20 protein-coding genes are annotated in these 23,332 nt (G+C 71.5%); 9 read left to right on the plus strand and 11 right to left on the minus strand.

Annotation, left to right across the window (positions count from 1 at the left end; translation table 11 throughout):
• Nucleotides 1-173: 173 nt before the first annotated feature.
• Both AB0M02_RS14170 and AB0M02_RS14175 read right to left on the minus strand, forming a co-directional pair.
• Complete coding sequence (locus tag AB0M02_RS14170) at nt 174-1,292, minus strand: glycosyltransferase (RefSeq protein WP_364226096.1); 1,119 nt, start codon at nt 1,290-1,292, stop codon at nt 174-176.
• Entirely contained in the window at nt 1,282-2,262 is a 981-nt protein-coding gene (locus AB0M02_RS14175; protein WP_364226099.1) for a glycosyltransferase family 2 protein, read from the minus strand. Before AB0M02_RS14175 ends, AB0M02_RS14170 begins: the two co-directional genes overlap by 11 nt.
• A gap of 151 nt (nt 2,263-2,413) precedes the next feature.
• Between AB0M02_RS14175 and AB0M02_RS14180 the strand changes: the two genes are divergently transcribed.
• On the plus strand, nt 2,414-4,915 hold the full coding sequence (locus AB0M02_RS14180; protein ID WP_364226102.1) for an HAD-IC family P-type ATPase: 2,502 nt from the start codon (nt 2,414-2,416) through the stop codon (nt 4,913-4,915).
• Nucleotides 4,916-4,918: 3 nt separating this feature from the next.
• On the opposite strand, the gene AB0M02_RS14185 is transcribed toward AB0M02_RS14180, so the two are convergent.
• Nucleotides 4,919-8,452: a hypothetical protein gene (locus AB0M02_RS14185; RefSeq protein ID WP_364226105.1), complete on the minus strand. Its 3,534-nt coding sequence runs from the start codon at nt 8,450-8,452 to the stop codon at nt 4,919-4,921.
• Between the two features lie 73 nt (nt 8,453-8,525).
• On the opposite strand from AB0M02_RS14185, the gene AB0M02_RS14190 reads away from it, so the two are divergent.
• Nucleotides 8,526-9,074 carry a DUF1269 domain-containing protein gene (locus AB0M02_RS14190; RefSeq protein WP_364226108.1) on the plus strand — a complete coding sequence of 183 codons (549 nt, stop codon included), beginning with the start codon at nt 8,526-8,528 and terminating at the stop codon, nt 9,072-9,074.
• Between the two features lie 12 nt (nt 9,075-9,086).
• Nucleotides 9,087-9,461 (plus strand): STAS/SEC14 domain-containing protein, encoded by a 375-nt coding sequence (locus tag AB0M02_RS14195; RefSeq protein ID WP_364226111.1) that lies wholly within the window; start codon nt 9,087-9,089, stop codon nt 9,459-9,461.
• Here AB0M02_RS14195 and AB0M02_RS14200 read toward each other — a convergent pair.
• From AB0M02_RS14200 to AB0M02_RS14210, 3 genes are read right to left on the minus strand one after another with little or no spacing between them, the layout of a single operon-like run.
• On the minus strand, nt 9,451-10,938 hold the full coding sequence (locus tag AB0M02_RS14200) for a CotH kinase family protein (protein ID WP_364226114.1): 1,488 nt from the start codon (nt 10,936-10,938) through the stop codon (nt 9,451-9,453). The two genes, AB0M02_RS14195 and AB0M02_RS14200, sit on opposite strands and share 11 nt — an antisense overlap.
• On the minus strand, nt 10,938-11,615 hold the full coding sequence (locus tag AB0M02_RS14205; protein ID WP_364226117.1) for a DUF4956 domain-containing protein: 678 nt from the start codon (nt 11,613-11,615) through the stop codon (nt 10,938-10,940). Before AB0M02_RS14205 ends, AB0M02_RS14200 begins: the two co-directional genes overlap by 1 nt.
• Before the next feature lie 2 nt (nt 11,616-11,617).
• Entirely contained in the window at nt 11,618-12,367 is a 750-nt protein-coding gene (locus AB0M02_RS14210; protein WP_364226120.1) for a polyphosphate polymerase domain-containing protein, read from the minus strand.
• A gap of 148 nt (nt 12,368-12,515) precedes the next feature.
• Here AB0M02_RS14210 and AB0M02_RS14215 point away from each other — a divergent pair, with 148 nt between their 5' ends.
• Nucleotides 12,516-13,175, plus strand: coding sequence for a hypothetical protein (locus AB0M02_RS14215; protein WP_364226122.1), 660 nt, complete (start codon nt 12,516-12,518; stop codon nt 13,173-13,175).
• Here AB0M02_RS14215 and AB0M02_RS14220 read toward each other — a convergent pair.
• Nucleotides 13,103-13,651 (minus strand): GNAT family N-acetyltransferase, encoded by a 549-nt coding sequence (locus AB0M02_RS14220; protein ID WP_364226125.1) that lies wholly within the window; start codon nt 13,649-13,651, stop codon nt 13,103-13,105. The two genes, AB0M02_RS14215 and AB0M02_RS14220, sit on opposite strands and share 73 nt — an antisense overlap.
• 127 nt (nt 13,652-13,778) lie before the next feature.
• Here AB0M02_RS14220 and AB0M02_RS14225 point away from each other — a divergent pair, with 127 nt between their 5' ends.
• On the plus strand, nt 13,779-14,285 hold the full coding sequence (locus AB0M02_RS14225; RefSeq protein WP_364226128.1) for a GAF domain-containing protein: 507 nt from the start codon (nt 13,779-13,781) through the stop codon (nt 14,283-14,285).
• Nucleotides 14,286-14,409: 124 nt separating this feature from the next.
• On the opposite strand, the gene AB0M02_RS14230 is transcribed toward AB0M02_RS14225, so the two are convergent.
• Entirely contained in the window at nt 14,410-15,225 is an 816-nt protein-coding gene (locus tag AB0M02_RS14230) for a siderophore-interacting protein (protein ID WP_364226131.1), read from the minus strand.
• Nucleotides 15,203-15,919 (minus strand): AraC family transcriptional regulator, encoded by a 717-nt coding sequence (locus tag AB0M02_RS14235; RefSeq protein ID WP_364226134.1) that lies wholly within the window; start codon nt 15,917-15,919, stop codon nt 15,203-15,205. Before AB0M02_RS14235 ends, AB0M02_RS14230 begins: the two co-directional genes overlap by 23 nt.
• A 122-nt stretch (nt 15,920-16,041) precedes the next feature.
• Here AB0M02_RS14235 and AB0M02_RS14240 point away from each other — a divergent pair, with 122 nt between their 5' ends.
• Nucleotides 16,042-17,796, plus strand: coding sequence for a siderophore-interacting protein (locus tag AB0M02_RS14240; RefSeq protein WP_364226137.1), 1,755 nt, complete (start codon nt 16,042-16,044; stop codon nt 17,794-17,796).
• On the opposite strand, the gene AB0M02_RS14245 is transcribed toward AB0M02_RS14240, so the two are convergent.
• Nucleotides 17,793-18,254 (minus strand): hypothetical protein, encoded by a 462-nt coding sequence (locus AB0M02_RS14245; RefSeq protein WP_364226140.1) that lies wholly within the window; start codon nt 18,252-18,254, stop codon nt 17,793-17,795. The two genes, AB0M02_RS14240 and AB0M02_RS14245, sit on opposite strands and share 4 nt — an antisense overlap.
• 72 nt (nt 18,255-18,326) lie before the next feature.
• Here AB0M02_RS14245 and AB0M02_RS14250 point away from each other — a divergent pair, with 72 nt between their 5' ends.
• On the plus strand, nt 18,327-19,142 hold the full coding sequence (locus AB0M02_RS14250) for an alpha/beta fold hydrolase (protein ID WP_364226142.1): 816 nt from the start codon (nt 18,327-18,329) through the stop codon (nt 19,140-19,142).
• 3 nt (nt 19,143-19,145) lie between these two features.
• On the opposite strand, the gene AB0M02_RS14255 is transcribed toward AB0M02_RS14250, so the two are convergent.
• The gene (locus AB0M02_RS14255) at nt 19,146-19,754 is read right to left on the minus strand and encodes an HAD-IA family hydrolase (protein ID WP_364226145.1); all 609 of its coding nucleotides are present in this window, start codon (nt 19,752-19,754) and stop codon (nt 19,146-19,148) included.
• 129 nt (nt 19,755-19,883) lie between these two features.
• Here AB0M02_RS14255 and AB0M02_RS14260 point away from each other — a divergent pair, with 129 nt between their 5' ends.
• Entirely contained in the window at nt 19,884-21,563 is a 1,680-nt protein-coding gene (locus AB0M02_RS14260) for an ABC transporter ATP-binding protein (protein WP_364226148.1), read from the plus strand.
• Nucleotides 21,560-23,326 (plus strand): ABC transporter ATP-binding protein, encoded by a 1,767-nt coding sequence (locus AB0M02_RS14265; protein WP_364226151.1) that lies wholly within the window; start codon nt 21,560-21,562, stop codon nt 23,324-23,326. The genes AB0M02_RS14260 and AB0M02_RS14265 overlap by 4 nt, the downstream gene beginning before the upstream one ends.
• Nucleotides 23,327-23,332: the final 6 nt, after the last annotated feature.

Below are 23,332 nucleotides of genomic sequence, written 5' to 3' on the forward strand. Positions count from 1 at the left end.
AAAGACAACCAGTACCTATGACCAGACAACCGCCTGGTCACACCGCACAACAACCGTCGCGGCTTGACACCTCAGCTCCTGGGGTGTCTGACCCCGCCCCCACCGCCGACTCGCGACCTTGGGCGGCTCAGGCGCCCAGGGCCGCCCCCGCCCCCGCGGATCTTGGGCGCCTGTCAGGCGGTTTGGAAGGTTGCGGCGGTGGCCTCGTCGTAGAGGAGTTCCAGGCCTCGCGTCTGTTCGCGGAGGTTGAACGACGTGGTGACCCGGCGCCGCGCCTGGCCGCCCAGCCGCCGCCGGAGTTCGGCGTCCCCGAGAAGGCGGCTCATCGCCGCCCCGAGCTCCGCCGGCCGCGCCTCCCCCACCAGCAGCCCGGTCTCCTCGTGGACGACCGCCTCCGGGATGCCGCTGTGCCGGGTGCCGATCACCGGCAGGCCCAGCGCCGCGGCCTCCAGGATCGTCGTGGGCAGTCCTTCGGTGTCCCCGTCCGGCGCGGTCTTCGACGGCGCCACCAGCATCCGCGACTCGGCGAGGTGCCGCTGGACCGTGGCGGGCGGCTGGCCGCCCATGAAGGTCGCGTCCAGCCGCAGGTCCTCGGCCCGCGCGCGCGTCTGCGCCTCCAGCGGCCCGTCCCCGATGAACAGGGCCCGGGGTCGCGGCGAGTGCATGCCGCTCAGTGCCGTGAGCAGGTCGTCCACGCCCTTCTTCGCCACGAAGCGCCCGACGAACACCACGTCCCAGCGTTTCGGGAGCATCGGCAGCGTCTCCGGCACGGGCACCCCGGTGTAGTGGACGCGCACCCTGGCCGGATCCGCGCCGCAGGCCACGGCCCGGGAGCGGATCACCTCGGAGACGGCGACGACCAGGGCCGCCCGGTCGAAGACGGTGCGCAGGTTGCGGCGGTAGCGCAGGCCCTTGATCCCGGCGCTCTGCGGCTGCCGGGTCACGTCGTGGCCGTGGACGGTGACGACCAGCGGGACGCCGAGCCGCCGGGCCGAGCCGCTGACCAGGAAGCCGTCGCCGCCGAAGTGGGCGTGCACGAGGTCGGGGCTCAGTCCGGCCAGGGCGGCGCGCAGCCGCGGTGACTCGCCGGTGAGCCGCAGGCGCAGGAACGCGGAGCCGCCGCCGGGGAACACGACGGTGTCGTCCTCGCGGTACAGCGCCGACGTGACCCGGGTCGCACCGATGTAGGCGGGCTGCCAGCGGGTCAGCGCGTCACCCTGGGCCCGGACGAACGTCTCCGAGCCCGGCAGCATCGCGCTGCGCCAGATCGCGACGCGGCGGTCAGCGGGCATCGACCGGCTCGGGGGTGTCGGCGGTCCGGGCGGAGCGCGACCGGCTGCCGACGATCAGGTCCCGCAGGCGGTGGCGCAGCGCGGGCGGCAGTGCCCAGATCTGGGCGTGGGTCAGGTAGTCCAGGGCGCCGGGACGGCCGTGGCGGCGCGCCTCGGTGAGCAGCTCCCGGAAGTGCCGGCCCTGGCGGCCGGGTGCGGCCATCGAGCTGAGCACGCTGAGCGTGAAGGCGGCGTACGCCCGCCGCGTGAACAGCTCACGGTTGGCGCGCAGCCAGGCGAGCTGATCCTCGTACGGGTTCTCCAGGCTGATCCGCTCCCGGTCCTCGTCCTGGTGCCACAGCACGAGCGGCTCGGCGGCGTAGAGCAGCTCGGCACCGTCCTCCTGCAGGGCCCGCAGTGTCCAGTCCAGCTCCTGCTGGCGGCGCAGCCCGACGGTGAACGGCACGCGGCGCAGCAGCTCGGTCGGCGCCAGGATCGTGGAGGTCTGGATGAAACCGTCGCCGTAGAACAGTCCGCGCCGGACGGTGAAGTACTCACTGATCGGCTCACCGGCGGCCGGCAGCCGGCGCGGCATGACCGAGTCGGCGCGCGGCGTCCGGTTGATCAGGCGGCTGGCCACGACCGGCAGCGGCGAGCGGGCGGCCGTGGCCAGCTCCAGCTGAACCGCGATCTTCTCGGGCAGCCATTCGTCGTCGTCGTCGAGCAGCGCGGTCCACCGGCCACGGGCCGCACCGGCGCCGACGTTGCGGGCGTGCGGGGCCCGGCGGCGTTCCGGCAGCACGATCGGCCGCACCCGGGCGTCGCCGATCGCGGCGAGGGCCTCGACCGTGGCGTCGTCCGGGCCGTCCACCACGACGATCACCTCGTGCACGGGGTGGGTCTGCGCGAGGGCGCTGCGGACGGCTCGGGTGGCCAGGTGGGGGCGGTTGCAGGTCGGGATGACGACGCTGACATCCAGCGCTGAGGGCATGTGTCGGGACGGTAGGCACACCGGGCGGCCACGCGGTGAATACCGGGCGGCGCGCAGATGCCGGTCAGGAGTCACCGCTCGGGAGTCACCGCAAAAGGATCAAAAGCACCAAACCTTTTTTGTACGGTGGGCAGCGGGGGCCACGATCGACATGGAACAGGTGATGCTCGCGCCGGCCGAAGGGCTGACCAGCGCGGAGGCCGAGTCGCGGCGCCGGGCCGGCGAGGCGAACACCGCGGTGCAGGGCGGGTCACGCGGCTATGCCGAGATCCTGCGTACCAATGTCTTCTCGTTCTTCAATCTGATCCTGTTCGCCATCGGCGCCGCCCTGCTGGTGCTCACCCGCTATCAGGACGCCCTGATCAGCGTCGGGCTCGGCCTGATCAACGCGGTGATCAGCGCGGCGCAGGAGATCCGCGCCAAGAGCAAGCTCGACCGGCTGCAACTGCTGGACCGGGTGCCGGTGCTGGTCGTCCGCGACGGCCGCGACACGGAGATCGCCCCGGAGCAGGTGGTCCGCGGCGACGTGATCCGGGTCCGGCCCGGCGACCAGATCGTGGTGGACGGCCCGCTGCTCGACGGCGGCCGCGTGGAGGCCGACGAGTCGCTGCTCACCGGCGAGTCCGACCCGGTCGTCAAACACCCCGGCGACGAGCTGCGCTCGGGCAGCCTCTGCGTCGCGGGTGAGGGGCACCAGCAGGCCCGCGACGTCGGCGCGCACAGCTACGCCGGCCGGCTGACCGCCGAGGCCCGGCGCGCCACCACCGACAAGACCCCGCTGCAGCGGCGCATCGAGTTCATCGTGCGGCTCGTCATGGCGCTGACCGTGCTGATGAGCGGCGCGATCCTGGCACAGGCCGCGATCGAGGGGTTCAGCCTGCTGCGGGTCGTGCAGATCACCGCGGTGCTGTCCGGACTCGTACCCTATGGTCTGTTCTTTTTGATCGCCCTCGCCTACACCGCCGGCGCGGTCCGCATCGCCCGGCACGGCGCCCTGGTCCAGCAGGTCAACGCCGTCGAGTCGGTGAGCAACGTCGACGTGATCTGCACCGACAAGACCGGGACCCTGACCACCGGGCAGCTGAGCGTCGAGGAGATCATCCCGTTCGGTTCGTTCGAGTACGCCGAGGTGAGCGCCACCCTGGGCAGCCTGGCACACAACGCCACCACCCCGAACCTCACCGCCATGGCACTGGCCGCGGCCCTGCCCGGCGACGTGTGGGACGTGCGTGACGAGGTGCCGTTCGCGTCGTCGCTGCGCTGGTCCGGGCTGGTCGCCGCGGAGGGCACGTGGGTGCTCGGCGCACCGGACGCCCTCGCCGCGAGGCTGCACCGCCCGATCCGCGCCGGTGAGGTCACCGCCCGCGCCGAACAGGGCCTGCGGGTGCTGCTGCTGGCCCGCGCGTCCAGCCCGCTGCGCGACGAGGCCGGGCGCCCGGACCTGCCGATGCTGGAACCGGTCGGCCTCGTGGCGCTCGCCGACGAGCTGCGGCCGGACGTCGTCGCGACCGTCGAGCGGTTCCGCGACGAGGGGGTCGCGCTCAAGGTGCTCTCCGGCGACGACCCGCGTACCGTCGCCGCGATCGCCCGCCGCGCCGGCATCGCCTCCGCCCCCGGCGACGCGGTGCCGGGCGCCGACCTGGACGGCCTCGACGACGCCGCGCTGGACGCACTCGTGGCGCGCACCGCGGTGTTCGGGCGGGTGGCGCCGGAACACAAGGAACGCATAGTCCGGTCGCTGCGGCGCCAGGGTCACTACGTCGCGATGATCGGCGACGGGGTGAACGACGCCCGCGCGCTCAAGCAGGCCCAGGTCGGCGTCGCGATGCGCAGCGGCTCGGCGGTGACCCGCGACGTGGCCGACATCGTGCTGGTCGACGACTCGTTCGCGGCGCTGCCCCCGGCCCAGCTGGAGGGCCGCCGGATCATCAACGGGATCGGGATCTCCCTCTACGTCTTCCTGGCCCGCGTCGCCGCCCAGGGGCTGGTCATCCTCGGTGTGACGATGCTCGGGCTCGGTTTCCCGTACTCACCGACCCAGGTGGGCCTGACCATGTTCACCGTGGGCATCCCCACGGTCTTCCTGACGTTCTGGGCCCGCCCGGTGCGCCCCGACCCCCACCTGCTGCGCAACCTGGCCCGCTTCGTGGTCCCGGCCGCCGTGGTCACCGCGACGTTCGGCACCGCCGTCTACACGTTCCTGTACGAGATGATCTACCACGGCTTCACGTCCGGCCGAACCCCCGACCGGGTCATCGACGAGTTCGAGAAGTACACCGGCCTGCAGTACGGCGGCAACACCGACTTCACCACCGCCTCCGCCACGATCCTCGCCCAGACCGGCCTGTCGACGTTCTTCTGCTTCGCCTCCTTCATCCTGATCCTGTTCCTGCTCCCCCGCTCCCGAGCCTTCGCCGCCTGGACCAGCCCCACCGGCGACCTGCGCCCCGCCCTCCTGGTCATGGTCCTGTGCGTACTCTTCAGCGCGATCCTCAACGTCCCCGTCCTCTGGGACTACTTCGGCCTGATCGGCCCCTCCCGCCCGGTCTTCTTCGTGGTCCTGCCCGCCCTGCTCCTCTGGTACGCCACCATGACCATCGTCCTGAAACTCCAGCTCTTCGACCGCCTGCTCGGCCTGGAGCCGCCCCGCTGAGGTTCATTGCATGGCGCTACGGCCGGCCTCCCACCGGCTCTTCACCTGATCACCAAGGATCTTCGGATCGGAGCCACCGGAGATCTTGAGCAGCAGGTTGTGCAGCGTCGTCCCGGAGACCCGCCGCAACGCCGTGATCGGAAGGGCGTGCAGTGTCGCGCGGAGGTGCCTCCTCAGCTCAGCGCCGAACCGCACACCCAAGTTCGGCTGGATCATGACCGCGAACGTGCGAGCCACAAGATCCGGATCTGCCTCGCTGAACGCGAGAAAGTCCACCGTGCTGAGTGTCCCCTCGGGGTTGGGACCGTAGGGGACACCATTACGCACACCCGCCTCGGCCAAGCGCACCCAGTGCCGCAGCGCGAAGATCGAAAGCCGATACTGCGGGTATCCACGAAGGTCTCTCAGGTGGTCCCAGAGCCCGGCCGGGATCTTCTCTGGCGTTCCCGTGCGCTCCAGCACGCTGATCATGCAGTCGACCACCCTGAGCTTGCCCAGGTAGCTGCGTACCCGGAGGCTGGCGACGATCTCGTGCACGACCTGCGGCCTAATGTAGGGCACGGCGGCGTTCAACCGTTCGAGCAGAGCCTCGGAGAGGCCGGGCGCCGACTCCTCGTCCCGCTGCCCCTCGATCTGCGCGGCGACGGCCGCGACATCGAGGAGGATCTCCTCGATGTCGGCGCGATCTCCCGCCTCGAGGCCGTGCAGTGTCAGATCGGCCAATCGGCGTGCCGCCGAGTGAGCGCCTTGCCCGCTCACAGCAAACGTCGTCAGGGACCGAGGCGTCCGGGCGAACGGGGCGAGAGCATGCAGGAGCATGCTGATGTCATGGTCGCCCAGCAGCGCCAGACCCGCGGTGACGTCCTCGTGCAAGACCAGCGCCCGGTTGTCCTGCGGGGCGAAACCCGGATCCCCCGCCCGCAGGATCCCGCCGGCGAGCGCGTCGAAGTCGATCACCGTCGAGCCGGACAGGCGGACAGCAAAGCCAGGAATCTCGGGAAGGAGCCTCAGCTGGGAGGTGAACGCACCCCAGGCGTCGGACGACAGTTGCGACTTCCAGAAGAGCGCCTCGCGATTCCACGACCACAGGCCGTGTCGCGGCCCGGCGCCGAACAGATCGTCCAGTCCGATGGCGGTCTCCGCGGTCAGGGCGAGCAGGAGCAAGTTGGCGCTGTAGACCGCCGATCGCGCCAGCTCACCGGCTGTCCCCGGCCGGTATCCGCCGTAGCCGGCCTGATCTCGGCGGCCGTGTGCGTGCTGGAAGAGATCCACGAGAACCTTGCCGAGCGACGCGTGGCCCGGCATCAGCTCGGACAGGAACACCAGGATCTGGTGCCGATCGGTCAGCGGCGCCCAGCTGAGCAACGCGAACAGCAGGTCGTCGCCGCGAGGTTGCTGCCGCACGGCCCTGACGAGCAGCGAGTCCGCCTCCTGGGTCCAGGCTCTGTGGATGTCCATGACGACCCGCATGATGAGGCGCGCGATCAGGTATTCGCCGAACGTCGCGTGCAGGAACTCGTAGGTCCGTACCCGCGTGGTGTCCAGGACGGCCTGGGACTCGTGGATGAAGAAGAACCGCCCGACGATCAGCTCCGCCGGGGTGAGGTGCCGCTGGAACCGCTCGACCCGGCGCTCGTCGCGCGGGTCAGCCAGCAGGGCGCCCAGGTCCGCGTTGATCTCCTCCTCGCCGGCCAGCTGACTGCCACGGTTGAACATCGCGAAAGCCACCACGGAGAGCCGGAAGAGTTCCTCGTCGATCTCGGGATCCAGCTCCTCCACCGCGATCTCCGGGCGCGTCTTGCCCACCTCCCGGCGGACGAACAGGCGCAGCAGCCGCTCGTAGAGCTCGGCGTGACCGATGCGCCGGCCCGGCCCGGCCGCGCCACTGTCCGCCGCGCCGCTGTCAGCCTCGAAGAGGGCGAGCATGAGCAGCAACAATGGCTGACGGGCGAGGTCGCCGTACTCCAGGACCTTCGGCGCGGACAGCCGGGCGTTGTCCGGGTTGGCGGCGTTCCAGCGGCGGGCCCACAGCTCAATCTGGGTGTCGCTGAACTCCTCCAGCCGGATCGCGACGGTGCCCTCCGGGAAGGACATCCGCGAGGTCACGACCGTGCGGCTGGTGACGAGGACCGCGACGTGGCGGCCCTGCGCGGCCTCCCGCTCCTGGAACTTGTGCACCTGGTTCAGGTAGTTGGAGCGGCTCACCTGGCTGCTCTGCAACAGCTCGTCGAAGCCGTCGAGCAACACCACCGGCACCAGGTCGGGACGCTGCTCGACCAGGTCGGGCCAGGCAATCGGCGAGCCGGTCACGTCGCGCAGCGCCCACTCGATCTGGTCCTGGATGCCGTCGTCTGCGGGCGCCCGGCGCAGCTCGACCGGGACGGGCAGGAACCCGGAGTCCACGAGCCGGGCGGCGAGGACTCTGGTCAGCACCGACTTGCCGGAGCCGGGCTGACCGAGGATCAGCAGGGGCGACTCGGTCGCGGACGGAGCGGTCAGGAACGAGATGAGAAAACCCTGGATGTCCTCGCAGCGGACCCGGCCGGCCCACCACGAGTCTTCCGCCGGGCGGTCGCCGAGCGTCACGTGCGCGACACGGCACGCGGGATTCACGTACGCGTCCCGCAGCTTCGGCACGGTGAGCCGGACCGTCGTCGCGGTGGGGTCGGCCTCGGCGATCGGGCGGTTCAGTGCCTCGCGGCAGTGCCGGGCGAGCCGATCGGGCAGCCGCGACGTCCCGCCGTCCACGTTGATCCGCGACAGCAGCGCGTGCAGCCCGGACAACGAATGATCAACCGACGCCAGCCGGTCGCGCGCCGCGGCCGCCGCCCGCACGATCTCCGCGCGGGTGGCCTCCTGGTCGTCCAGGAAGACCCAGAACATGAACTCGGGATGGTCGGCGCAGAGTGCGCGATAGCTCTCCCGGTAGCGTTCGACCGCCGCCTTCGGAACCTTGTCCAGCAGGTCTTGGACCAGGTGGCCGCGTTCGGTCTCGGAGAGCGCGTCCCACTCCGCCAGTCCCTCGACGAACCGGTAGAACCGGCGGCACATCTGCTGATAGACGGTCTCGAGCTCGGCGACCACCGCCTCACGGGAGAAATCCGGGCCGGGCACCGGGACCGTCAGGCCGAGCAGCATGTCGACCAGGCCCACGTCCTGACCGGCCGGGCCGTCCGCGATCACCGCCTGGTCCTGTTTGCTCAGCCGCAGCCGCCGGATCCCCTCGGGAAGGCGCAGTTCGTCGAGTCCCGAGAAGAAGGCGTCCACGACGATGACGGCGTGGGCGGCCACCAGCAGCTGCGTCCGGCTGTGACCGCGCACGCCCCGGACGTGGCTGTTGAAATGGTTCATCAGGGCCCGGCCGGCGCGCAGCACGTCCGCGCGGGCGTCGAAGAGACCGATCGGGCCGATTGAGCCGGTGGCCACGGCACCGCCGAGGGCCGCGACTCCGTAGATCTTCTCGAAGGCGCTCAGCAGCCCCGATTTCTGCGCGCCCAGAACCTTGAGTGCCTCCGCGTACGTCAGCCCCTTGGCCACCGGGTCAGCGTATCGATCTGAGTCATCCGCCGGGGACGAGGCGGACGGGTCGACAGGTGGGCAGGGTCGGAGGATGGCTATCGACACCTTTCTGGTTTATGTCGGCGTGTACTCCAGCGTGGCCCTCGCTGAGGAGGACTACGAGCTGGTGAAGTCCCTGCACCGGGACGCGGGGCTGATCGACGCCTATGACGCGGCGGTGCTGGAGCGCAAGGCGGACGGCAAGACGAAGATTGTGAAGAAGCATGAGACGCCCACGCGCGCCGGGGGCGTGGTGGGTGGCGGGATCGGGCTGGCCACCGGGCTGGCGGTGGCGATCTTCCCGTTCGCGGCGGTCGGTGGTGGGCTGCTGGCGGCTACGACCGGTGGTGGGGCGCTGATCGGGGCGCTCGCCGGGCACGCGGCCGCCGGGATGAGCCGGCACGACCTCAAGGAGCTCGGTGAGTACCTCGACGCGGGGCAGGCCGGGCTTGTGGTGGTGGCGGTGTCCGACATGGGCGCCAAGGTCGAGCGGGCCATGAAGCAGACCGCGGAGAAGGTCGCCACGCGCGAGCTCAAGGCGGACCCGGACGACATCGCGGCGGACGCGAAGGCGGTCGGTGCGGCCGAGCCGGCGACCTGACCGGAGCCGGCGATGATCGAGGAGTTGAAGGATCTGCCGGACGGGGTGCTCGGGTTCCGGTTCGCCGGGTCGGTGACCCGCGAGGACTACCGGGACGTGTTCCGGCCGCCGGTCACGGCGGCGCTGGCGAGCGGTGCCCCGGTCCGGCTCGTCCTCGTCATGGAGGACGACGCCGGATGGTTCCAGCCGGGCGCCATGTGGGAGGACCTCAAGCTGGGCGTGGGGTCCGGTGTTCCGCACCACTCCGCGTGGGAGCGGATGGCGATCGTGTCCGACGCCGGCTGGGTCGGGCACGCCATGGGGCTGTTCGGATGGATGGTGCCCGGGGAAGCACGGGTCTTCGGAAAGCAGGACCTGGACGGGGCGAGGGCCTGGGTCACCCGGTGATGTACTCGTGGGTGGCCAGGAACTGGGTACGCTCGCGGATCAGGGTGCGCAGGCTGTCCGCCTCGGCGGTGAGCGCTGCCTGATCCGCGCCGTCGACCTCGGCGATCACCCCGGTGACGGCGTCGATCGTGTTCAGGGCCGCGGCGTTGCCGTAGATCTTGTTGAACAGCTCCTTGTAGGCCTTGCGGTAGACCGGCTTGAGGGCCTCGCTCGCCAGGAAACGCTCCTTGAGCTTGTGGCCGCCCATGCCGCCGAAGCCCCGGCCACCACCGGGCGGCTCCATACCCTCGGGCGGCTGGAAACCCTCCGGGGGCTCAAAGCCGGGCTGAGCACCGGGCTCGACGCCCGGCTGGGCACCGGGCTGGAAACCCCGGAAACCACCACGGCCCATGCTCGACGACTCCGCCGGATCCTGAGTGGCGTCGCCGGAGAACGTCAGGTTGTAGTCCCAGCCGATCACCTGGAACGTACGGCTCGTCAGGTCGTACCAGAGGTAGTAGTTGCGTCCCGGCCCGGCCATGTCGTCGAAGTTGACCAGCAGGTTCTGCACGGCGACGTAGCGCGCGAACGACTCCACGTCGACGTGATCGGCCAGGTCGGCGTCGAAGTCGGCGTCGCTCGCGCTGTTCACCCACCTGATCAGGTCGATGACCGGCTGCAGGTCCTGGCTGCCCTTCTTGTTGATCTGTTTGAAGTCGTCGGCGTAATCGGTCGGGTCGTCGCCCTGGTCGGTGAACTGGCTGCTCGCCAGGCTCTTGTAGAGCACGCCGTCGTCGCCGATCGTGTCCGCGAAGTTCTCGTCGGGATGCTCGACGATCAGCCGGGCGGCCGCCGGGCGGTCGTTGACGACGAAGCTGCTGTACGCGTACCTCTGCGAGACCTCGCCCGCCGCGGCCAGCACGCTCAGGCTGACCGCCTCGTTGAGAACGGCCTCGCCGCCCACCCGGACCGCGATCTCCCTGTGGCCCTGATAGCGACGGCCCTCGACGTACTCGTCGAAGCGGATCAGCCACGGCAGGTTCTCCGGCTCCTCGGCCTTCAAAGCGGCACCGAACCCACCACCGCCGCCGCGCCGGCCGCCGCCGAACCCGCTCTGACGGGACTCGCCGTTGCGGGTCAGGCCCGAAAGCGTCGAGTTGCCCTTGAGCCGGATGCCGACGCTCGGCACGGTGGTCCCGTCCAGGGTCAGGTCCGCCTCCAGGAAGTCCTTCTTGCCGTCGGAGAAGAAGGAGTCGAGCAGCCGCTGGTAGCCGTCGTCGCGGAAGGTGAGCTTGATGCTGTGCGCCACACCCGCGTCGAACAGGTCCTCGGTGCCGGCGACGTCCTGCGTGATCCGGTCGCCGGAGGCCGAGCTCGTGCTGGTCACCAGCGGCGCGACCCGGACCGTGCTGAACAGCACCACGAGCACCGTCGGAACGGCCGCGCAGACGACGAGGAGCTTCCAGTAGTGCCGGACACGTACCGGGAGGCGCCGCATCACAGGTCCGTCTGGTCGTATCCGGTCAGCACCGTCACCCGCTGCCCGCCGGTCCGCTCGCCGAGCGCCGCGATCAGCCGGCCGGGTTCGGTGCCCTTCTTCAGCCGGACCGTGTACATCAGCTCGGTGAGCGCCCCGCCGCGAATCGATTCGATGCTGACCAGTTCGAACTCGCTGGTGTGCGCGATCAGCACGTCCTGCACCAGTTGCGGGTAGTTGCCGTCCGGCGGCACCTGCACCTTGACCACCTGGCGCTGCACGTTGGAGGCGAACCAGTTGAACCGGTACATCACCACGATGATCAGGCTGATCGTGACGGCGGCGACGATAGCGAGGGTGTAGAACCGGGTGCCGGCGGCCATCCCGACGCCCATCACCAGGAAGATGAACCCGACGTCGCGGGTCTCCTTGATGGCGTTGCGGAACCGGACCACCGACAGCGCGCCGACCAGTGCGAACGCGCGGGCGATGTTGGAGCCGACGACCAGCATGATCAACGCGATCAGCATGCCGAGGATGACCAGCGTCTGCACATAGGACTGGCTGTAGGAGATGTTGCGGTGGGTGAACCGGTAGACCCACGCGATCATCGCGCTGAGCACGAACGACAGCGACAACGCGATGGCGATGTCACCGACGCTGAACGTGCCGGACAGGTCCTGTACGTCGAAGGGCATGCTCAGACCTCAACTGTCTCGGGAACGTGGAAGACCGAGCGCGGGGCGCGACCGAACGCCTCGACGCTCTGGCAGTACTTGGAGATCCGGACGACCGACAGGTTCATCCGGGCGGCCAGATCGGTGAGCCAGTACGGCACCCGCTCGTTCGCCTTGAACTCGACCACCGACAGGCGGGCCGGCACGATCAGCCGGTTCTCCGCGTCGGCGGCGAAGTCGAAGTCCCGGTCCCGGCCGCGGACCCGGTGGTCGAGGGTCACCCGCAGACCGGTGTCGGCGTCGCGGCCGACATAGGCCTCCCGCTGATACCCGGTCATCGCCACCGGCCGAAGGTCCAGCGAGCAGATCAGCTCGAGGACCTCCTCAAGGAAGGCCCGCTGCGAGCGATCATGATCGATCATCTGCCTGCTGTCGCAGAGAACCGAGGCCATTTTGTACGGCAGCGCGACCCGCCGCTTCTGCGTCACCCGGTTGACCCGCTGCTTGATCTCGACGTGCACGCTCGTGTCGTCGCCGACACCGAACCGGTCTCCGTAGTGGCGCACCCGCAGCTTGCGCCGGAACCGCAGCCCCTCGATCTTCTCCCAGTAGAACCGCAGATCACGGGTGTCGTAGTAGGTGCTCCACACCCCGTACCCACCCTCGGCGCTGTGGCTGTCGGCGTCCATCCGGGCCGCCAGCTCGGCGCGCAGCTCGGGGACACGCTCGGCGCGCAGCAGGTACTTGATCTCGTACCGGTTGAAGAGGTGCATGGCTAGATATCTATGCGGGCCGACGACAAGGGAACCTCGACGCTCGCTGTGAATCCCATGAGAACAACAGGTGAACAGCAGCCATTGTCCTGCTACTTTGTGGAACGATGTTTCCCTCAACGAAACAGGGGACGGAACAGGAGTCGGGATGCTGAGTGCGCTCTTCGGCCTGATCGCTCTCACCGAGATCGCCCTGCTCGGCCTGGCCCTGCGGCTGCGGCGCCTCCACCTGCTGGTCCTGGTGCTGCTCGCCCTCGTCTACGACAACGTCGTGATCGCGATCGGCGGCACCCTCGGCGAGGGCCAGGCGCTGCGGGCCCTGTCCTACCCCCGGTACGCCACGCACGCCCTGCTCGTACCACTGCTGATCCTGATCGCCGTGAGCCTGGTCCGCGCCCGGGGACTGCGCCTTCCGGCATGGCCGTTCGGGGTGCTCACCGCGGCCCTGATCGCGCTCGGGCTCTGGGCCGACATCGTGACGCTGGACCTCGAACCCACCCGGTACGCCGACACCCTGCGCTACACCAACGCGGCGGCGAACGGCCCGCCGATCCCGGCCGTCGTCACGATCCTCGTGCTGATCGGCCTCGGCGCCGTCCTGCTGTTCCGAGTCCGGTGGCCGTGGCTGCTCGCCGGCTCGGCCACCATGTTCGCCGCGGCCGCCGCCGGTGCCGTCGCGTTCTGGATCGGCAACATCGGCGAGCTCGTCCTGATCGGCAGCGTGGTGCTGACCGCCTACTGGGTCATCACCCAGACCCGCACCGGCGCGGCCACCTCCGCGACGACCGTCCAGCCCAAGCGACGGTAGAACTCGACGTTGCGCGGGTTGCTGGTCTCCAGCACCGACGGCAGCCCCTCGGCGGCGGCCTGGCTCAGACCGGCCTGCATCACCGCGCGGCCCCAGCCACGGCTGGCGTGTGCCGGGGCGGTGCCGAGGACCCCGAGGTACCAGAACGGCCCCTCCGGGAAGGCGTCGTGCACCGCTTCGTCGTACCTCTTCATCCGCAACAAAGCGTCGGCCGGGAGATCGGGCTCGACCACCGCCTCGCTGCCCGTCGCCGCTCGCGGCGGCTCCCAGATCGCCACCGCGGCCCGCTCGACGGTCCAGATCGAGCGGCGATGCACCCGCTTGTCGAACAGGTGACCGAAGAAGGCCGAGGCATGGGCCGGATAGGTCTCGTCGTCCGGGAAGAGATGGCGCAGGACGGGATCGGCGGAGAACGCCGCGACCAGCGAGCCGACGATCTCGTCACGGTCGCTGGTGGTGGCCACGGAGATGTTCACAGTGCCGGACTCTACGTGCCGTTGGAGCTTCCTAGGAACCTAGTTATCCGCGGGCGGACCTAACGGCAACCGGGATGCAACGCGGCGGGGCCCGGACCGCACCGGGAAGGCCGGAGGGTGATCACCCATGTCCGTATCTGGTTACGAGGCCACGACCCTCGACGTGCTCGTCGACACCCGCGCCAAGACGGTCGAGAACCTGCTCCAGGCGACCACGCCCGTCCGCGGCGAACTCGAGGCCGTCGTACGTGACGTCGCCACCCGCCTCGACGTGCCGATCGCCGCGCTCACGCTGGTCCGCGACGACGCGGTGCTGGTCGCCGCCGCCACCGGCATCAGCGGGTGGGTCGCCGACAGCGGCGGCGTGCCGTCGAGCTGGTCGGTCTGCCCGCGCGTCACCAACCCGGACCGGCCGCTGCTCGTCGACGACCTGCACTCCGAGGAGTGGGGCGTGTTCCCGGGGAGCAGTATCTTCGGGTCGGTCCGGGCGTACGCGGGTGTGCCGCTGCGCGTCGACGGCTCGGTGGTGGGGACGCTCTGCGCGATGGCTCCGGCGCCGTCCGCGTTCGACAACGGGACGGTCGCCCTGCTCGAGGAGCGACGTGCCCGTGCCGTGAAGCTGCTGACCCGATGAGCGGCAGTCCGTGAAGCGAGTCGAGTACTCCCTGCTCGCGGCGCTGATCGTCGCCGGCGTCATCGCCGTGGTCAATACGCTGCCCGAGAACGTGCAGGCCCTGATGTCCGGCACCCTCTGACGGTCACATGGCGGCGCGGCCGTGCCGCCAGTATCCGATGAAGTCCACGTGGTTCTTCGGGACCCGCTGCTGCTCGACGAGGTGGCGGCGGCCCCCGGTGACCAGGGCGGACTCACCCACGAGGTACGCGTACACGTCGCCGTCCAGCGGCTGCGCCTCCCGCAGCCGGGCGAGGGCCAGCTCACCGGGCACGCCGCCGGCCCCGTTGCGCGGAACCCAGTCGACGCGTACGCCGGACGGCACCCGGAACTCCTGCCGGTCCTCGATCGACGGCAGCTCCACGATCGCCACACCCTTGACGTCGTCGCCGAGCGACTCGCAGATCCCGGCCACCGCCGGCAGGCCGGTCTCGTCGGCGACCAGCAGCGTCCAGGCGTGCTCGTGCCGCGGGTTGTACCCGATGCCCTGGTCCAGCAGCCCGACCTGGTCGCCGGGCTTGGCGTTCAGCGCGAAGGTGGCGGCCGGCCCGCAGGTCCCGTCCGCCTCCAGGTGCACGACGAAGTCGACGTCGAGTTCGCGCTGCTCGGCCCGGTACGCGCGGACCGTGTAGTTGCGCACGTACGGCCGCTTCTGCTTGGCGGTGGCGAGGTACTGCGCGTACCAGAGGCCGGACGTCGCGGTCGGCAGCTTCAGGGAGTCCTGGCCGGGCCGGGGCAGGAACAGCCGGAACCACTGGTCGAACCCGGACGGCGTGAACCTCTCCAGCCCGTCGCCGCCGAGCGTCACCCGGACCACGTTGGGTGAGATCCGCTCGCTGCCGACCACATCGAGCAGGAGCACGTGCGGGTCGACCGCTTTACGAATCTTGTGGTTGGCCATCGTTCGAACCTCCGGGACTGCGACGGGCGGTGAATGCGCCCGGCGTCTCACCGAAGTGCCGCCGGAACGCGAGGATGTAACCGTTGGCGCTGGCGAAGCCCACCCGGGCGGCGACCGCGCCGACCAGTAGCCCCTTCGCCAGCAGGTCGAGGGAGTGGTTGAGCCGCAGGCGGGTGCGCCACTCGGTGAACGCCAGCCCGGTCTCGGTGCGGAACGCCCGGCGCAGACTGGTCGAACTCGTGAAGTACACAGCCGCCCACTCGGCGGCGGTGCGCTGGTCACCGGGGTTGCCGGCCAGTTCCCGGGCGACCGTACGCGCGATCGGGCTGTGCGGCTCGGGCAGCGCGAGGCGGCTGGGCCGCAGCGCGGCCAGGGCCGCGAACAGGTCGGGGCCCGCGTCCTCACCGCTGCCGATCCGCGAGCGGGCGAGCAGCGTGGCCTTGACCTCCGGCGTCACCTCGACGGCCGTGGCCTCCCGGAACGGCAGTCGATACCCCTCGTCGAAGTCCTCGGCGAGGACCAGCGCGTCCCGGCTGAACAGCGCACTGTGCACCACCCCGGCCGGGATCCAGAGACCGGTGGCCGCGTTGACGACGAACTCGCGGTCCTCCGCGGTCACCGTGATGTGGCCGAGCGGCGCGTACACGAAGAGGTGCTCGTCGTGGACGTGCGGTGGGTGGCCCCAGTCGTCCATCGCCGCGCGCCCCTCCGTTCCTTGAAGTTAGGTGACCCTAACCTATGAGCCCGCGCTGTCGAAATGACCGGTCGGTTCCTCAGTTGGATCAGAACCGGACAAACGCCGTTACCCTCGCTCGGGTGTCCAGCCGAAAGCTTCGATCGACTGTGACGTTCCCGGTCGTGCTGCGGGAATTGACCGTGTTACGGGTCGCCGGGGTCAACCCGGGGACTCGCCGGATCACTGTCGGGGGCCCGCAGCTCGGAGTGTTCCACCGGGACGGGCTGGATCTGCCTGCGCTGCGATCGGAGGGCTTCGACGACCACGTCAAGCTCTTCTTCGCCGCGCGGGGCGCCGACCGGCCAGTTCTGCCCCTCCAGGCGGTAGCCAGCCTGGACTGGCCGGTCGGCGCCCGCCCCATCGCGAAGGACTACACCCCGCACCGGGTCACACCGGACGAGGTGGACCTCGACTTCGTCCTGCACGGCCACGGTCCCGCGGCGACCTGGGCGGCGCGCGCCAAGCCCGGCGACACCCTGTGGATGGCCGGGCCGAAGATGTCCCGCAGCCACCCGGCGGGCGCCGACTTCATCCTCGCCGCGGGCGACGAGACCGCCCTGCCGGCGATCCGGCGCTGGCTGCGGGAGATGCCGGCCGGGACCCGGGCCGCGGTGTTCGTCGAGATCTCCGCCGAGGACCGCCGCCAGGAGCTGCCGACCTCCGCCGACGTGTCGGTGACCTGGGTGCCGGCCGGTTCGCTCGCCGACGAGGTCGCCGCCCTGCCGTGGCCGGACGGCACGGTCTACGCCTGGGTGGCGGGTGAGGCCGGTGCGATCAAGCCGTTGCGGCACTACCTGCGGTCCCGGCTGCCGGTCAACCAGATCGACGTCACCGGATACTGGCGGCGGAGCGCCGCCCTGGAGGAGCCGCACGAGCGCCTGCACGAGCTGACTGATCTCACGCCCGGCCTCGCCGTCCGGGCCGCCGTCACGCTCGGGCTCATCGAGCTGATCCACCTCGGCGCCGACAACCGCGACCTGCTCGCCCGCGAGACCGGTGCGGACCCGTCCACGCTGGACCTGCTCCTGTCCTACCTCGCCGCGCTCGACGTGCTGGCCGTCGAGGACGGTCGCTTCCGCCTGGGCGAGCTCGGCGACGAACTTCTCGAGGACGCCGACGAATATCACCTCACCGGCGCGGACGCGGAACTCGACCTCTCCCTGCTGGGCCTTCTCGAGACGGTGCGCACCGGGCGTGCGTCGGCCGCGCTGCGCGCGACCTTCGAGAAGGACACCGGGCTGGGCGGCGCGGCGCGCAACGCGATCGAGGAGGCGACGATCTGGGCGGTGCCGTCGCTGTTGTCGGGGCATCACTTCGAAGATGTACGCGCTGTCGCGGCCACCGGTCACGGCGCCGGCGTCGTCCTGAACGCCCTGGCCGCGGCCCACCCCGGCATCGAGCTGAGTCTGGCCGCACCGCCGTCCGCCCTGCCCCTGCTGCGCGACAGCATCCTGGACGCGCCGGTGGCCGCCCGCACCGAGCTGATACCCACCTCCGGCGCGATCCCGGTCCGCGAGGGCGCGCTGCATCTGCTGGTCCGCGCCCTCGACTGGCTCCACGACGACGACGCCCGCCACCTGCTGTCCGAGTTCGCCGCGGCGCTCCCAGCCGGCGCCGAGGTCCTGGTGGTCGAGGAGTGCCGCCCACCCGTCGACACCGACCCGGACGAGCTGGGCCACGACCTCAAACTGCGCTGCGCCTTCGGCAGCGGCCGGCGCACGGTGGCCGCCATGACCGCGCTGCTGGCCTCGGCCGGGCTCGACACCCTGCGAACCGCCGACATCGGCTGGTCCCACCACCTCTGGCAGCTGATGCCCACCCGCGCCCCCGCCTAACGACGCCTTCGGGACCGCCGGGCCCTGGTGCTGGGCCGAGGCAGGGGCCGGCGCTCGACCGGCCGCTCGCGTCCCCGGAAGTACCAGCGGATCGCTGCCGCCACCGCCACCGAGACTCCGGCCCACGTCAACGTGCCGGGCAGCTCATTCGGATCCCTCGGCTCCGGCGATCCGGCATAGTCCGGATACTCCGGGTGCAGCTCCACCTCGATCTGACGCCCCACCGCCACCGGACCGGTCAGATCCGTCGTCCACACCTCACGCAGATCGCCGTCGAGGTTGTAGGAGACCTGCCACAGATCGCCGGACCCGCGCATCACCGTCGCCGTGACCCGGTCGCCGCGCCACCATCCGAGCCCGGCGTCGTCGAGAACGATGTATCCCGCGCGCAGGAACAACAACGGCGCGACCACCACAGCGAGCAGCCAACCCAGCATCCGCACCCGGTCCTCGATCACCGGCCCATGGTGACATCCAGCCGCATCACTCCCGTCCGGCCGCGCGGCGGGCAGGATGGTGGGGTGGGGAGGATGGTGCTGGTGCGGGGTGCGTTGATCCTTCTTGTCGTGCTGGTACTGGTCGTGGCGGTCGCCTGGGCGGCGCAGCGGCGGTTGATCTACTTCCCGGAGCGGGCGGCTCCGGCGGGCGTGGCCGGGGTGGAAGAGGTCGAGCTGCGGACGGCGGACGGGCTGCGGCTGGGTGCCTGGCTGGTGAGGCCGGCCGAGGGTGTGCCGGATCGGCGGCTTTCGGTGCTGGTCACACCGGGGAACGCGGGGAGCAGAGCGGGCCGCCTTCCGCTGGCCGGGGCGCTGGCGGGGCGAGGGATGACGGTGCTGCTGGTGGACTACCGGGGGTACGGCGGGAATCCGGGCAGCCCGAGCGAGGACGGTCTGGCGCGGGACGCCGACGCCGCCCGGGACTACCTGGTCCGGGAGGTGGGGCTGCCGATCATCTACTTCGGGGAGAGCCTGGGTGCGGCGGTCGCCACCGCGCTGGCGGTGCGGCACCCGCCGGTGGGCCTGGTGCTGCGGTCGCCGTTCGAGGACCTGGCGGCAGCCGGGCGGGAGCACTATCCGGTGCTGCCGGTGGGGTGGCTGCTCCGGGACCGCTTCCCGGTGAGGGGGCTGATCTCGCGGGTGGAGGCGCCGGTCGTGGTCGTCCACGGAACGGCGGACGAGGTGGTGCCCGCCGGGCAGAGCGCGGCCGTGGCGTCAGCCGCCGGGAACCTGCTCGGCACCGTCGTGGTGGAGGGCGCCGGCCACAACGATCGCGTCCTGCTCGACGGCCCCCAGCTCATCGACGCCGTGACAGCCCTCGCCGACCACATCCGGGCCGGGGAGCGGTGACGGTTACAGGAGGCGGGCGAGTTCGGTGAGGTCGGCTATCTGGAGGTCGGCGGGAACGCCTCGGAGTCCGGCTGTCAGCGCGCCGGCCGCGCGGCCGGCGGCGACGCCGACCTCGGCGTCCTCGACCACCAGGCAGCGGGTGGGCGGTACGCCGAGCGCGGCGGCCGCGTGCAGGTAGCCGTCGGGGGCAGGTTTGCCCTCGGCGATGTCCTCGACCGTGACGAGCAGCGGCGGGACGATGCCGGCGGCGCCGAGGCGTGCCTTGGCCAGGCGCACGTCGGCGCTGGTCACCACGGCCCAGGGCAGCGACCTGGAGGCGAGGACGGCCAGCAGTTCGTGGGCGCCGGGGGCGGCCGTCACGTCGGAGAGGTCGTCGTACTGGAGGTCCAGCTGACGGGCCGCGGCGGCCAGGAGGGCGTCGTCGTCCAGGTCGGGCAGGAAGCGGCGGGCGGTGGTGGGTGCTGGAGCGCCGTGCGCGACGGCCAGGACCGCGTCGGGGTCGGCGCCGTACTCGGCGGCCCAGACCTTCCACGCCCGCTCCACCGCGGCGTGCGACTCGACCAGCGTCCCGTCCATGTCCAGCAGCACAGCGTCGATACCGGGCAGCGGCACGACTCCCACCTCCAGAAATAAAGTCGTCAACCGAGCATAATCGCTGGGCCGAACGCCCGGGCGCCGGTGGGCCGCCAACTTAGGTTAGCCTTCCCTGGCAGCAAGGAGACGAGAACGGGGACGGGGCGCGTGAGTGATCGACTGTTGCGCCCGGCCCTGCGCCGCCAGCGGGGCCGGCTTACCGGCGGGGTGGCGCTGCTCTGCCTGCACCAGGCCACCGAGGCGCTGGTACCGGTCACCATCGGCGTGGTCATCGACCGGGCGGTGGCCACCTCGGACACCCGCGCGCTGCTGCTCTCGCTGGCCGCGCTCACGCTGCTCTTCACCGTGCTGGCGCTGGCCTGGCGGTTCGGGTCACGGCTGTCGTACGGCGCCGGCGAGCACGAGGCGCACCTGGCGCGGACCGGCATCGCGGAACGGGCGCTCGACCCGCGCGGGAGTCGCGCCGGGCTGCGTGACGGCGAGTTGCTCAGCATCGCCGCCTCGGACGCCGACCACAGCGCCGAGGCGATCCCGACGGTGGGGCTCGCCGCGGCGGCGTGCACCGCGCTGCTCGTGTCCGCCACAGCGCTGATCCTGGTCGATCCGTGGCTCGGCGCGGGCGTGCTGGTCGGCGTACCCCTGGTGCTTTTCGGTCTGCAGCGCCTCGCGCCGCTTCTCACCCGCCGCAGTGACGCGCAGCAGGCGGCCCTGGCCGAGACCACCGCCCTCGCTGTCGATCTCGTCGCCGGCCTGCGCGTGCTGCGTGGCATCGGTGCGCAGCATCACGCCGCCGGTCGCTTCGCGGTGGCCAGCCGTAACGCCCTCGCGGACACGCTGCGTGCGGCCAACACGAAGGGTCTTCACCTCGGTCTGACCACGGCGGTGAACGGCCTGCTCCTGGCTGCGGTGACCGGTGCGGCGGGCTGGCTCGCGCTCCAGGGCGACATCACGGTGGGTGAGCTGGTCGCGGTGGTCGGGCTGGCGCAGTTCATCGCCGAGCCGGTGCAGACGCTCGGCTGGTGCGTGCAGGCGCTGGCGACCGCGCGGGCGTCGGCGCGGCGGGTGGCCGGGGTCCTGCGTGCGGCGCCGGCTTTGCAGCCGGGTGATCAAAATGCGCCGGCGCCGGCTTCGGAGCGGGTCGTTCTTCAAGATTTGGGGTACGGGACGCTGACCGCCCTCGACCTGCGGATCGAAGCGGGTGAGACCGTCGGGGTCCTCGCCCACGATCCGCGCGACGCCGAGGCGCTCCTGGCCGTGCTGGCCGGAACCGTGCCGCGCGAGGAGTACAAGGGCTCGCTGCTCATCGACGGCGTCCCCGCGGAGTCCCTGCGGCTCGACGCGTCGCGCGCGACCGTGCTCGTGGAGCAGCACGACGTCGCGCTGTTCGAGGGGACGCTGCGGGAGAACCTGTCCTTCACGAGCGCCGACGACGCGACGTTGCTGGCCGCGGTACGGGTGGCGGCCGCCGAGGAGGTCGTCGAGCCGGAGGGCCTCGATCACGTGCTCGTCGAACGCGGCGCCAACCTCTCGGGCGGCCAGCGGCAGCGGGTCGCGCTGGCCCGCGCGGTCGTGGCGGCACCGCCGGTGCTGGTCCTGCACGACCCGACCACGGCCGTCGACGCGGTGACCGAGACCCTGATCGCGGAACGGCTCGTCGCCGCGCGCGGTGGCGGCTCGCGAGCCACCCTCGTGGTGACCAGCAGCCCGGCGCTGCTGAGGGCCGCGGACCGGGTGGTGGTGCTGGACGGCGGCCGGATCGCCGCGTCGGGCACGCACGAGGAACTGGTCGCGACCTCCCCGCGCTATCGGGAGGCGGTGCTGCGATGAGGACGCTGTTGCCCACCGCCACGGCGCGGGAGACGTGGGTGGCGATCCGGGCGGAGTTCGCCCGGCTGCCGGGGCTCAGCGCGGGTGCCGCGGCGCTGCTCGTGGCGGCGGCGGTGAGCGGGCTGGTGGCGCCGTGGGCGCTCGGGCGACTTGTGGACGACGTGATCGCGGGTGAGGACACCGTCGGCTACTGGGCCGGGGTGATCGCGGTGGCCGCGGTCGCCGGCGGGATCCTCACGGCGGCCGGCGCGGCGGTCTCGGCCCGGTTGGGCGAGACGGTCCTCGCGCGGCTGCGGGAACGCGTCATGGACCGGGCACTGCACCTGCCGTCCGCGACGCTGGAGCGGACCGGCACCGGGGACCTGATCGCCCGCACCGGCGACGACGCGACAGTGGTGGCGTCCGCGATCACCGGCGGCGGGCCGCTCCTCGTCGGCGCGATGCTGTCGGTCGTGCTGACCGCCGGTGGGCTGTTCGCGCTGGACTGGCGGCTGGGCCTGGCGGGGCTGGCGGCGGCACCGGGGTACGCGCTGGCGCTGCGGTGGTACCTGCCACGGTCGGCGCCGTACTACGCGCGCGAACGGGTGGCGTCGGGCGAACGGGCGCAGGCGCTGGCGGGGGCGCTTCGCGGTGCGGCGACCGTCCGCGCGTACCGCATCGAAAAAACCCACGTGGCGCATGTCGCCGCACGCTCGGCGACCACCCGGGACCTGGCGCTGGACGTCTTCCGGATCTACACCCGGTTCGCGTCGCGGATGAACCGGGCCGAGCTGATCGGCCTCTCGGCGGTGCTGATCGCGGGATTCCTGCTGGTCCGCGACGGTATGACGACGGTGGGCGCGGCCACGGCGGCGGCGCTCTACTTCCATCGGCTCTTCAACCCCATCGGGCTCCTGCTCCTGGAGTCGGACACCGTGCTGCAGGCCGGGGCGAGCCTGTCCCGCCTGGTCGGCGTCGCCATGCTGCCGTCCACCGGGAATCCGGCCGGCGCGCACCCCACTTCCGGTGACCCCGACGCTTCCGGTGACCCCGACGCTTCCGGTGGCCTCGACGTGGTCGTGGCCGAGCATCGGTACGACGACGGGCCGGTCGTGCTCGCGGATGTGACGCTGCGGCTCACGGCGGGCTCCCGGGTCGCACTCGTCGGCGCGAGCGGTGCCGGCAAGAGCACGCTGGCGGCGCTTGCGGCCGGAATCCTCCGGCCCGCGGACGGGGACGTGCGGCTCGGCGGAGTCTCCCTCGCCTCGCTGGGCGAAGCGCGCACCCGGCAGCGGATCGCCCTGATCTCGCAGGAGGTGCACGTCTTCGCCGGACCGCTCCGCGACGACCTGCTGCTGGCCCGTCCCGGAACCGGCGACGACGAGCTGCTCGCGGCGCTGGAGGTGGTCGGTGCCACCGGCTGGTACGGCGGGCTGCCCGGCGGACTCGACACCCACGTCGGCGAGGGTGGCCACCGGCTGACCGCGGCGCAGGCCCAGCAGCTGGCGCTCGCCCGGCTGGTGCTCGCCGACCCGGAGGTGGCGGTGCTCGACGAGGCCACCGCCGAGGCGGGAAGCTCCGGTGCCCGCGATCTGGAGCGCGCGGCGGCGGCCGCCACGGCGGGGCGCACGACGCTGATCGTGGCGCACCGTCTCACCCAGGCCGCGACCGCCGACCGTGTCCTGGTCCTCGACCAGGGCCGGGTGGTCGAGGAGGGCAGTCCCGAGGATCTTCTGCGGGCCGGCGGCCGCTACGCGACGCTCTGGGCCGCCTGGAGCGGGTGAGCGACC

The organism is Actinoplanes sp. NPDC051861 (assembly GCF_040681145.1).
Lineage (GTDB): Bacteria > Actinomycetota > Actinomycetes > Mycobacteriales > Micromonosporaceae > Actinoplanes.

What these genes read in the sequence shown, in the direction of transcription:
- AB0M02_RS14170 (WP_364226096.1), bottom strand. Translation starts at nt 1,292, where the DNA reads ATGCCCGCTGACCGCCGCGTCGCGATCTGGCGCAGCGCGATGCTGCCG.
- AB0M02_RS14175 (WP_364226099.1), bottom strand. Translation starts at nt 2,262, where the DNA reads ATGCCCTCAGCGCTGGATGTCAGCGTCGTCATCCCGACCTGCAACCGC.
- AB0M02_RS14180 (WP_364226102.1), top strand. Translation starts at nt 2,414, where the DNA reads ATGGAACAGGTGATGCTCGCGCCGGCCGAAGGGCTGACCAGCGCGGAG.
- AB0M02_RS14190 (WP_364226108.1), top strand. Translation starts at nt 8,526, where the DNA reads ATGGCTATCGACACCTTTCTGGTTTATGTCGGCGTGTACTCCAGCGTG.
- AB0M02_RS14195 (WP_364226111.1), top strand. Translation starts at nt 9,087, where the DNA reads ATGATCGAGGAGTTGAAGGATCTGCCGGACGGGGTGCTCGGGTTCCGG.
- AB0M02_RS14200 (WP_364226114.1), bottom strand. Translation starts at nt 10,938, where the DNA reads ATGCGGCGCCTCCCGGTACGTGTCCGGCACTACTGGAAGCTCCTCGTC.
- AB0M02_RS14205 (WP_364226117.1), bottom strand. Translation starts at nt 11,615, where the DNA reads ATGCCCTTCGACGTACAGGACCTGTCCGGCACGTTCAGCGTCGGTGAC.
- AB0M02_RS14210 (WP_364226120.1), bottom strand. Translation starts at nt 12,367, where the DNA reads ATGCACCTCTTCAACCGGTACGAGATCAAGTACCTGCTGCGCGCCGAG.
- AB0M02_RS14215 (WP_364226122.1), top strand. Translation starts at nt 12,516, where the DNA reads ATGCTGAGTGCGCTCTTCGGCCTGATCGCTCTCACCGAGATCGCCCTG.
- AB0M02_RS14225 (WP_364226128.1), top strand. Translation starts at nt 13,779, where the DNA reads ATGTCCGTATCTGGTTACGAGGCCACGACCCTCGACGTGCTCGTCGAC.
- AB0M02_RS14230 (WP_364226131.1), bottom strand. Translation starts at nt 15,225, where the DNA reads ATGGCCAACCACAAGATTCGTAAAGCGGTCGACCCGCACGTGCTCCTG.
- AB0M02_RS14235 (WP_364226134.1), bottom strand. Translation starts at nt 15,919, where the DNA reads ATGGACGACTGGGGCCACCCACCGCACGTCCACGACGAGCACCTCTTC.
- AB0M02_RS14250 (WP_364226142.1), top strand. Translation starts at nt 18,327, where the DNA reads ATGGTGCTGGTGCGGGGTGCGTTGATCCTTCTTGTCGTGCTGGTACTG.
- AB0M02_RS14265 (WP_364226151.1), top strand. Translation starts at nt 21,560, where the DNA reads ATGAGGACGCTGTTGCCCACCGCCACGGCGCGGGAGACGTGGGTGGCG.